This window comes from Anabaena sp. AL93, from assembly GCF_001672085.1.
Taxonomy (GTDB): domain Bacteria; phylum Cyanobacteriota; class Cyanobacteriia; order Cyanobacteriales; family Nostocaceae; genus Dolichospermum; species Dolichospermum heterosporum.
In genome coordinates this window covers 1-10,995 of the sequence record NZ_LJOU01000137.1, presented here as the reverse complement: position 1 = coordinate 10,995, position 10,995 = coordinate 1, and the positions used below count along the sequence as shown (strand labels likewise).

Sequence of the window (10,995 nt, the reverse complement as noted above, 5' to 3'; positions counted from 1 at the left end):
GGACAAGTAGAATTATTAACAGCTTTTTCTATTGTTATAATTATTCCTGCCCCTTCGATTTCTTGAAAATCTAACACTTTCATATCTGGGAGATTGAGAATTTGATCTACAGAAAATTTCATAGCTATCACCAAAACTTTTGTATTTTATAATTATCATTATATCATCATTGCTATCTGAACATATTTAAAATCTTGTAATCTCTTGCTGGTACTGAAGTCTGAGACTTAATGAATATAAATTTTAGGTACTAAATTTTAGTTATTTGAGTTTCCACCATAAAAGTACCGCAAGAGCCGGATCTTTTAACTGACTTTCAAATCCTTTGGTAGCTGTAGAATAAGTCGAATAGTATGGACCAATTGTGACAGTCCCTAATTCTTTATCTTTGAAAACATCATAGGTAGATTCAATTTGATATGAAGGTTCTTGATTACCAAAAGAGAAAGAAGTATTGAAATTAAAACCACTTTTATGAGAAAAATTAAACAATAAAAAAGTGCTAATATCACCTAAACTAGTAGATTGAACATCAGGATTGAGGATTTGGGGGGAACAATTTAATACGGGATAAAGAGTTATATTAAAATCTGGTTTCACAAACTGAAATACATTACCAATAGAAAGACTTGATAAATTTAAACGATTAGGATTATTATTATAAGTTAGTGATAGAAAAGGGGAATTAACTATAATTGTACTCCATTGTTGATTTTTATCATAAAAGGTATTCCGAAAATCTGCTTTAGTCGCAAACTTTAACATTCCACCCAGCGAACTTTCTCCGGTAGCATTAGGATTTAACTTACCCAAATTATTATCAATCATTGGTACAGAATTAGGAAAAAGATTAAACCACATACCTGTAGATAGGGAATAACTTAGATTATCAATACTTCCAGATATGACAAATTCCACTGCTGGTAAATAAAGATTTCCAGTATAAGAAGATGTTTCAATTTCCCTTTGTCGAGACGTACTCAGTTGAAGTCTGCTAAAGTTTATATCAAAAATTTTTCCTCCTCCAATTATAGAAGCTGCTGTAAACAAACTATCGAAATTATTATCAAAGACAAAAGATTTATCAAATAAAACTTGTCCATCTGAAGTTTTTGCCTGCAAAAAGGTATATGTAATCGTTTGAGGCGCATTAGCATTAGTTTTGGGAATATTAGAAAACATTGGACCCAAGTCATCAAGAGAAACCGAATCTATGACAACAGGAGTTTCATCAGTCCAAGGTTGTATTATTTGCTCAATAAATTGGACACTTCTTTGATAAATACCTGTTCTTAGTTGTAATAATAAGGAACTATCTGAAGTAATATTTCCTGAAAAAGTATAACTTCCAGAAACTTGGGCAAGGCTATTATTAGTATTACTATAACTTAGGGTATTATTTAACCTTTCATTCATTTGTCTGCGTTGTTGAGATGTGGCTTTTGTCTTCAACGTCGCTAAAGTTTTTACGGTATTAAACTGTTCTTTTGCTTCATTAATACTTGCATTCAAATTACCCGGATTAATAACACTAAAAGCACTACCCAATATTAATCCTAGACTAGCATTTGTAGTCTGATTTAAATCAGTATCTTGCCATTGGGCTGTAGTTACAGATAAGCCAGGATTAGCAAAAACATTTAAATAATTTAATCTAATTTTTTCTGGGTCATATTGTAGTAATGTGCGGTTATGTGACCAACTCAAAGTATATCTATACCAAGCTTGATTTTGAGGAGCTAATATCGAAGAAGTGGTAACTTCAGGACTTTGTTGTCCAAGGTTAGACCAACTCAAGGAATTAAGATAATGAAAATCTCTTTGTTCTTTCGTTAAAAAGGGATTGCTAAGGACTTCAAAAAGATCATTATTATTTATTTGATTAACTTGTAAAGTTTTGATCCCAGGTAGAGACGTAATTGGAGCTTTGAATGAATATCCCTGGTTAGTAAAAAAATCACCTAATGTCAGTCCAGCAGCAAGGAGATTTTCACGGGGAATAATACTACCAGCTTCTAACTTAACACCATTATTTAATAAAGGTTGTAAATTGACAGTTGGAAAGCCTTGGAAAAATTTAGGTGCATTCCTAGCATCTAAATTACCAGATAAAGCACCTCCTCCTAGTAATTGGTCTGTAGTTGCTTTGGGTGCGTTAGCTAGGGGAATAAGTTTTTGGAACAAACTACCATCAGAGCCAGTAATATTCAGATTAAAACTGGCATTATCAGGTAGCTGAACTCCCGGAGGTAGGACGATTTCTGCCGTCGCGAGAGTAAAATTTAAGTCATTTAATTTATTGTTTCCTGCTAAATCTGTAAGGGCAGTAGGAAAAGCAAATACTGTTTGTACACCGAAAAAAGCTGTAGAAATTTGAGCAAATTGTCTCAATTTTTGTTGATAACTATTGCCCTGATACCCCAAATTTAGATGGTTTCCTTGGGTTTCAATAACCACACGATTACCATCTAATATCCAATAGAATTGTTCGTCATTGGGATAAATAGAAATACTAGCTGATTTAATGAGGGGATCACTAAATTGCTCTTTTTGAAACGCATTACTTGGTTGAAAGTTATCTAGGTCAAAACCGAAATTTGAATAGAAAGTAAATTTTGAGGGTTGAAAATTACGAGGATTAATAATTAATTTATCACTTGTGTTCACAAAAAATGGATATCTTGATGCGCTGTTTTCTAACAAGCTACGCATTAAAATTCTCAGGACTTGTTTATTTTGTTCTGGCGCTAATGCTGGTTTCTCCTCTGGTTTCGTTTCTGGTTTATCATCTGGAATCGGTAAAGAAGGTACTTCCTTGGGAAATACAGGTAGATTTGGCTCAACTGGAGTTAATTGCGCTTGCTGCTGATTGCTTGTTTCCTGTGCGATTAATGTCTCACCACTAAGAGTAGTATTGTAATTAGGTTTATATAAATGAAAGCTGTTAGTATTATTTATATTTAAATCTTGATCTGGAGTATTATAATAAGTCCTATTAGCACTATATTCACAGCCAAAGATGTGTCGCTTCAAATCTTCCGTCTTTCCCAGCCTATTTTCCTCACAACTAGAGGTTGTGTAGAAGATATTTTCTGGTAACTGATATGCAGAAGATTGATTGAGACTGATTTCTGTATCATTTAACTTTTGCTGTGGTGAGAAAGGAGTAATAGTAGTTATCTCTGGGGTAGAAGGAGTTAATCCTGGTTTCTCCTCTGGTTTCGTTTCTGGTTTATCATCTGGAATCGCTAAAGAAGGTACTTCCTTGGGAAATACAGGTAGATTTGGCTCAACTGGAGTTAATTGCGCTTGCTGCTGATTGCTTGTTTCCTGTGCGATTAATGTCTCGCCACTAAGAGTAGTATTGTAATTAGGTTTATATAAATGAAAGCTATTAGTATTATTTATATTTAAATCTTGATCTAGAGTATTATAATAAGTCTTATTAGCACTATATTCACAGCCAAAGGTGTGTCGGTTCAAATCTTCCTCTACACTGGGGATATTGTTCGTAGTGACGAGTATTGGTGCAGAATCCTCCAGCCTATTTTCCTCACAACTAGAGGTTGTGTAGAGGATATTTTCTGGTAACTGATATGCAGAATATTGATTGAGACTGATTTCTGTATCATTTAACTTTTGCTTTGGTGAAAAAGAAATAATATTAATTATTTCTGTAGCAGAAGGAGTTAAATTTTTGGACTGAACACCTACCTCTGTAGATTCTAGGTGTTTTTCGGGTTGAATATCCTGATTATTGGTATTGACGCTAAAAAAATCATCTGCTTTTTCTTGTTCAGTTGCTAGGACTTTGGCGGAAAATAGTACCGACACGGACAAAGTTACCAGCAGTCCTCCACTCCAGAAAATATCTTCTTTCTTCATAAGACCTCGCGGTAAGTGGGAAACTCAGCAGCTTCAGCGCTGAGAGGGAAGCGACACGAGCGGTTTTAACCTCTGTGGTCATTAGGAGAATGCTAGTTTTTGAATGGATATAATCCCAGGAACTAGCAAACCAAATCTTAAGCAAAGATAAACTGTTTACTGTCCCCAACATTGATAAAACTGCTGAAACAGAAAAAACATGATATTGAGTATACAACCCACATTCCGCAGGTGTTTTTTGATTTTTCGGAATTATCCATAACCCAATGATAATAAGGCTTTTAGACAATTATACGCAATTCTATATTAGGGCGATGCCTTCGGCGCGGCGTAGCCATCGCAGATCTATCTAAAGCTAGAATCAAGCTTATTGAGAATAATGTCAATAAATCAGTTGGTTTGAGATTAAATTTATTGAATACCTCCATAAATAGCAAAAAGCATGAAGTGGTTATTATGACTGGGTTTTAGCTTTTTTATGAAATTCTTTTTTTGACAAAATAACCTGCTGGGAAAAATATTTTGAGTATATTTACTCATGCTGAATGTGGGATACAAAAAAAGTCTGGCATCTATCAAAAGTTAGATATTTAAAAGTTTTTTACTGCTTGACAAGTATCGGAATTACTCATAAAGTGATACACATACATAGGTTCTTACTTGCCAAGTAAAACTAACATTAATATCTACCATGGGAATTTATCGGGATGCTTGAATCACAAAGTTTTTCTTTCATCCTCTGAAAAAATTGCTCCCTATCCGAAGGTTGAAAAGCCTGAAATCAAGAGATTTTTCGGATACAGATGATGAAAATTTTTGGCAGTGTGTAAGTTCTATTTTGATAAACAAATCAGGGAATAAAATCATGAAAACATCTAACAAAGTATTAAAAGCTGCTGCCATTGCCTCTCTCTTAGCAGGTGGAGCAGTTGCAGGTTCATTCATCAATGCTGAGTCCGCTCAAGCTGGTCCTCAATCTTCCAAAGTATCCGGTGCGCTGACTAGTGTTTTATCCAATGGTGTAACCAATAGCTTTGCTGCTGAAGTTGTACTGCCACAGGAGTCTATAACCTCAACTGGTGCAGTCACAATGAATGTTACCTATGCTACAGTTAGCCCTGCTGTCGGTACTAGTGGTGGTACTGCTGATAATACTCAAATTGCGATTACAACAGCAGTCTTTAACGCTGATACAGCAACTTATGCTGCCCAGACAGTTGAAGCTGCTACTTCTCGTGCCATTGGTACTGCGGCTGGTTCAGGTCAATATGGTTCCGTTAGCGATATCGTTAAATCCTTTCAAAGTGGTGGGTTGGACTAGTTAGAGAAAGTCGGCGATTCCTACTCATTAAAGGAAATAGAAGGAGTCGTCAACCACCTTTATGGGGCATAGGCTAAAAAATTAATGCCCTATTGTCAATTATCCAGATAATACTATTCAAGCTGCGATCGCTCGCGCCATTGATACTGCTATTAATGATCATCGCTTTGGTGATATTATCAGCATTGTTAAATCTTGGCAAAGTGGTGGTTCTGCTGCTCTAGATTAATTGCGTTTTGATAACTTATACAATTTTGTGGGGTGGGCAAAAAAGCCTGCCCAATAATAAGTAAAATTTCTGTCTTAGAGATGTTTGAAAAATCCTTAGTTTTGTTTCCAGAACTTTTAGATCCCCCTAAATCCCCCTTAAAAAGGGGGACTTTGATTCTAGTTCCCCCCTTGTTAAGCTAAGGTGTACACACAAGTCCTATCTGTCTTCGTTTTGTGCCTATTTCGCCCCCTAAATCCCCCAAGTTTGGGGGACTCTGAAATTCTTTCCTAGAATTAGGAGTGAGGAGGCGGTTCGTTGAAAGCTTAGTTAAATTCGATAACTTGTGTGTACACCGTAGCCATTGTTAAGGGGGGATAGGGGGATTAATAAGAGCTTAAAGTTACAGACAGAAATTTTTAAAACAACCTCTTACAAAAATTAAAGGGCTATTTTTATTTAGATTTCTCTGAGGATTATTTTTTACAAGTTTTTGCATAAATTATCAGGATGTGAAGGGTTTTATGATTATTTTTTGTAGTGGAACAGCTAAAGATTTGAGAAGTCTGGGTTACAACCTTTGCCAGAGCTTACTAACTCAAATAGATAAAAGCAATATTCAAGGAACTATTTGCAATACTGCCTCGGAAATAGATGCTTATTTTCAGCTTTTACAACCATCCTCATCTGTAACACTAATTAAATATCAGATTCCCTCAAAATTAGCTTTAGAAAAAATTCAGCAAGGTGAAGCTAAGGGTATTTACTTGCATCAAGATCCTCGTGAAATTTTGGCTGCTGTTCTCGCTTCTTTAAAACAGAAAGTAACCTTTGAAGCCACTTTTCTCAAACTTTGGCAACAATACCAAGAAAAGTGGTTTCCTGATAGCCATCAAATTTTATTAATGCGTAGAGAAAAATTAATTTCAGAACCACATTCAGAAATTTCTAAGTTAGCAACATATTTAAATATTGAATTTACCGAATCGGAAATTGATTTGTTATTAAAGCAGTGTCAGTTACCAGCACCGGCAACTGTACCACAATGGCAAGAAATTCTCAGTTCTGAGCAATGCTTAATTATCGAAACTTTGCTCAAACCATTACTCCTACAATTTAATGACGAAGATGAGTTTAGTATATCCGAAAGATTAGAACAACATTTAGCAGCAATTCAATTAGAACAACTAATAATCCAAATTGATAAAATTATTGGTAAATTTAGCCAGATAAAGACCGAAGTACGGGAACAATTTTACGAATCCATTGATCAATATCTGATCACCATTTTAACTGCAATGGGGCGGTTAAATGAAGCGGCGGAAGTTTGCCATTTACTAGGAACAGCCCTAACTTTACAAAATAACTTACAATTAGCAGTAAAATGGTATTTACGCGCTCTGAATATCCAACCTCAGTTAGCCAAATCTCATTATAATTTGGGCTTTGTTTATGAACAGGAGGATGATTGGGAAAAAGCTATTGTTCATTATAATCATGCTATCACCATTAATGATAATTATACCAAGGCTTACTATCGCTTAGGATTGATTTTTAAACGTCAAAAGCAATTTACTCAAGCCATAGAACAATTTTCTCAAGTCTTGCATCTAGATCCAAAGCATCAGGGAGCAAAATTCAATTTAGCTTTACTTTGGCAACAAGGAGAAAGTGCAGATTTCATTCAAAATTTGTTAGGAGAAACTGACCTAGAATTATTGCCTCATTTGACAGAAGAAATAAACGACACTGGGGCAATGTTGGTGCGTGAACGACAATGGGAACAAGCCAAAATCTATTTTAAATTGGTGATTGAACTAGATCCAGATTGTGTTTTGGCTCACTATAATTTAGGTTGTGTTTTACAAAATCAAAATCGCTATCCAGAAGCAATCACTTCCTATCGTCGGTCTTTAAAGATTAATGCAAATTACATTGATTCCTTAAAAAATTTAGGTTATGTTTACTATAAAAATGGACAAGCAGATTTAGCCCAAGAATGCTTCCAAAAAATATTGCAATTAAATCCTAACCATAGCGAAACTTACGAAATTTTGGGATTTATTGCCGGTGAACAAGGAAAATTATCAGAGTGTATTAGTCTGTTAAATGAAGCCCTGAAAATTAATCCTAATAATCCTAAACTACATTCTTGTTTTCTGTTTAATTTATCTTCTCTTGTCAGTTTTACACCTCAAGAAATATTAGATTCTGCTCAACTGTGGTATCAACAGCAAGTAGTTAGTCAATGGCTACCAACCGTAACCACTCACTCTCAAGATAAAACTCCACACCGTCGTTTACGCATTGGCTATATTTCCCCTGATTTTAAGAGACATTCGGTAAGTTCATTTATTAAACCTGTTTTACAACACCATGACCGCACCCAGGTTGAGGTTTTCTGTTATGGGGAAGTCAAAGAACCAGATGCAATTACAGAAGAAATTATAGATATCTGCGATGCTTGGCGTTCTACTGTAGGTCTTTCAGATTTAGAAGTAGCTAAATTAATTCAAGCAGACCGCATAGATATTATCGTTGATTTGGCAGGGCATACAGCAAACAACCGGATGATGGTCTTGGGAATGAAACCAGCGCCGATTCAAACTACATATTTAGGCTATTTTGCTACTACAGGTTTACCTACAATTGACTACTGGATTACTGATCAGGTTCTTCATCCCGATGATACAGAGGAAAAAACCAGCGAAACTATATGGCGTTTACCCCGTTGCTATGTAGGTTATGAACCTCTGGAAAATGCCCCGGAAATTACTGAACTTCCTAGCAAAAAAACGGGAATTTTTACTTTTTCATCTTTCAATAATTTACGCAAACTCACACCAGAAACTTTTGCACTGTGGATTGAAATTCTCAAAGCAGTACCTAATTCTCGCTTGGTATTAAAATGCGCTAGTTCTGATGTATTCAGTCCCTTAATTACTGAAAAAATTCAAACACCTTTTGTGGAACAGGGTATTGATCCTAAACGCATCTTCTTATATGGTGGATTTGCTACTGATGAAGACCATCTGAATCTTTATAATCAGGTTGATCTACATTTGGATAGTATTCCCTATACGGGATGTACTACGACTTGTGAAGCCCTGTGGATGGGAGTACCGACATTAACTCTCGCAGGGACTCGGAAAATGGAGCGGATGAGTGCCAGTATTCTCCATAGTGTTGGTTTAGATGATTGTATTGCCCATAGTGCCGCAGAATATGTTCAAAAAGCGATCGCATTAGCCCAAAATCCAGATTACCTCCAATCTTTACGTTCAACTATGCGAGAAAGACTGTTACATTCTCCTTTGTTGGATGTGAAAAACATGGCCAGCACTTTAGAAGCAGCTTATCGCCAAATGTGGCAGATTTATATTGAAAAAACCACAGGATCTAACAGCGAAAATCTCCCTAATCATGCTTCTCTCTCGGTGGAATTAGAACCCGCTGATGCTATTAATTATTATCAGCAATATATCGAAAATCATCCTGATGATGCCCAAGGATATTATCATTTAGGTTTAGCTTATCAAGCCTTAGATGATGTAGAAAATGCGATTCCATCTTATTTGCAATCTCTTACCATTAATCGCGGTTCTGCTGCCACTTATCAAGCTCTAGGTAAATTGTTAGAAGAACAGGAATTAATTGCAGAGGCTGAAAAATATTATCGCTGTGCGTTGTTATTAGCACCTGAAGATAGTGAAATACGAGAAACTTTCAAAGGTTTTTTACAACAGTATCGTTCTCGACCTGCTAATAAAACCATTCCCATTTTTCAGGAAAATGCTAACAATTCTGAAGAGCGTAAATACTTTAAATTCACTGATGCTGATCCTCATGAATGCCTAGTGGAGATTGAGGGTGGAATTAAAGTATGTGTTAAGAATGATATCAACAGCTTGACAACTTATGTTTTGCTAGAACAGGGTGATTGGTTTGAGTCAGAAATGGAGTTTATTCGCAAACTGATTACACCAGGGATGGAAATCCTAGATATTGGTGCTAATCATGGAGTCTATACCTTAACTATGGCTAAGTTACTCCAAGGAGAAGGTAAAATTACGGCTTATGAACCTGCTAGTTCAGTTGTTTCCTTATTGCGAAAAGGTGTAGAAGCTAATGGTTTCACGAATGTAGAGATAGTTAATGCCGGCTTATCAGATTGTGAGGGTGAAGCAACTTTATTTCTATCAACAAATAGTGAACTAAATTCTCTACAGCCTGATAATTTATCCCAACAACAAGAAATTATTCAACTGCTGAACTTGGATCAAGAATTGGCACTGCGTAAATGGCAGAAGATTGACTTTATTAAGTTAGACGCAGAAGGAGAAGAAGCCAAGATTCTCGCAGGTGGTAAAAGATTCTTCTTTGAGCAATCGCCATTAATTATGTTTGAACTCAAGCATGGCAAACATATTAATATGCGACTAATTAAGCTATTTCAAAATCTAGGTTATGAGACTTACTACTTAGTTTCTAGCATAGGTTGTTTAGTTCCTTTTGATGTGAATCAACCAGTAGATGGCTACCAATTAAACTTGTTTGCTTGTAAGCCAGAGCGATCGCAACAATTAGCTGAATGTGGTTTGCTAGTTACACAAGTTAAAGAAAAGCCTCTACTTCCACAACCATCCTACTGGTTAGAAGCAATAGCCACTTTAGGTTATGCAACTCCTTTTCTCAATCAGTGGCAAGAATATACAACGGTTTCCAATGCTGACAGTGAAGTTTACTTAGAAGGGCTTAATTATTTCTTTTTAGCAAAAACAGTGAGCCTTTCTCCAGGAGAAAAGTTTGCGGCTTTAGAACATTCCTTTAAATGTATTCAGCAAGCTGTTAAAGCTCAAGCTTCGTTGACTAGATATTGTAGTTTGGCTAGAGTAGCGACAGAGTTAGGGAAAAGACAAGTTAGTGTGGAAATACTGGAAAAATTAATTACCAATATCAATTCTGGTAGATTAATTAGGGTAAATGAGCCTTTTCTGCCTGTGAGTCAGCAATACGATCATCAGATATTTAACAATAATCTGCAAGACTGGTTCTTAGTAAGTGTTGTTGAAACCTGCGAGAATAGCCGCGTTTTCTCATCTTACTTCTCAGTTAAACAATCGGTATCTTTACTCAATCAGATTATTCATAAACCCTTCCATAGTCATCAGTCAGAAGGCCGATTACTTCTTGCCAACAAACGAATTGACGGATAACGATAGGATGAAATTAGTAATGCACCATTATCAAGGATTTGGTGCGTTACGCTGTCGCTAACACACCCTACGTATTTTTAACGTAAATTCGATAGCGTAGCGTGACGACGTAGGAGTGATTGAACCTCACCCCAACCCCTCTCCGACACGGAGAGGGGCATTTTAACTTATCATTATACTCAAAACGGCTAGAAGCTGGACTTTTTTATCATACAAAGAACAAGTTCAAAGTCTCTCCAGTATTAAATATTATTCCTTTTCCCTCTCCTCTTAGGAGAGGGTTAGGGAGAGGTGCGGGGAGAGGTTTACCAGAGGGGTTAAAAATTATTATATATTGAGTATATCATAGCCCCCTCATCGCTTGC

At 36.1% G+C, this 10,995-nt stretch carries 4 protein-coding genes and 1 pseudogene; 2 read left to right on the top strand and 3 right to left on the bottom strand.

Annotated features, from left to right (window positions below; genetic code table 11):
- Both AN486_RS24525 and AN486_RS24520 read right to left on the bottom strand, forming a co-directional pair.
- Positions 1-122 (bottom strand): annotated as a pseudogene (locus AN486_RS24525) (ISL3 family transposase); the annotation flags it as partial.
- Between the two features lie 139 nt (positions 123-261).
- On the bottom strand, positions 262-3,885 hold the full coding sequence (locus AN486_RS24520; RefSeq protein WP_290602856.1) for a hypothetical protein: 3,624 nt from the start codon (positions 3,883-3,885) through the stop codon (positions 262-264).
- Between the two features lie 865 nt (positions 3,886-4,750).
- Between AN486_RS24520 and AN486_RS24515 the strand changes: the two genes are divergently transcribed.
- Positions 4,751-5,206: a TEK-like protein gene (locus AN486_RS24515; protein WP_290602855.1), complete on the top strand. Its 456-nt coding sequence runs from the start codon at positions 4,751-4,753 to the stop codon at positions 5,204-5,206.
- 73 nt (positions 5,207-5,279) lie between these two features.
- Here the strand turns inward: AN486_RS24515 and AN486_RS24510 are convergent, their stop codons facing one another.
- A complete protein-coding gene (locus AN486_RS24510) occupies positions 5,280-5,408 on the bottom strand; it encodes a hypothetical protein (protein WP_290602853.1) in 129 nt (42 codons plus the stop codon).
- Between the two features lie 530 nt (positions 5,409-5,938).
- Between AN486_RS24510 and AN486_RS24505 the strand changes: the two genes are divergently transcribed.
- Positions 5,939-10,630: an FkbM family methyltransferase gene (locus tag AN486_RS24505; RefSeq protein ID WP_290602852.1), complete on the top strand. Its 4,692-nt coding sequence runs from the start codon at positions 5,939-5,941 to the stop codon at positions 10,628-10,630.
- Positions 10,631-10,995 lie beyond the last annotated feature (365 nt).

What these genes read in the sequence shown, in the direction of transcription:
- AN486_RS24520 (WP_290602856.1), bottom strand. Translation starts at nt 3,885, where the DNA reads ATGAAGAAAGAAGATATTTTCTGGAGTGGAGGACTGCTGGTAACTTTG.
- AN486_RS24515 (WP_290602855.1), top strand. Translation starts at nt 4,751, where the DNA reads ATGAAAACATCTAACAAAGTATTAAAAGCTGCTGCCATTGCCTCTCTC.
- AN486_RS24505 (WP_290602852.1), top strand. Translation starts at nt 5,939, where the DNA reads ATGATTATTTTTTGTAGTGGAACAGCTAAAGATTTGAGAAGTCTGGGT.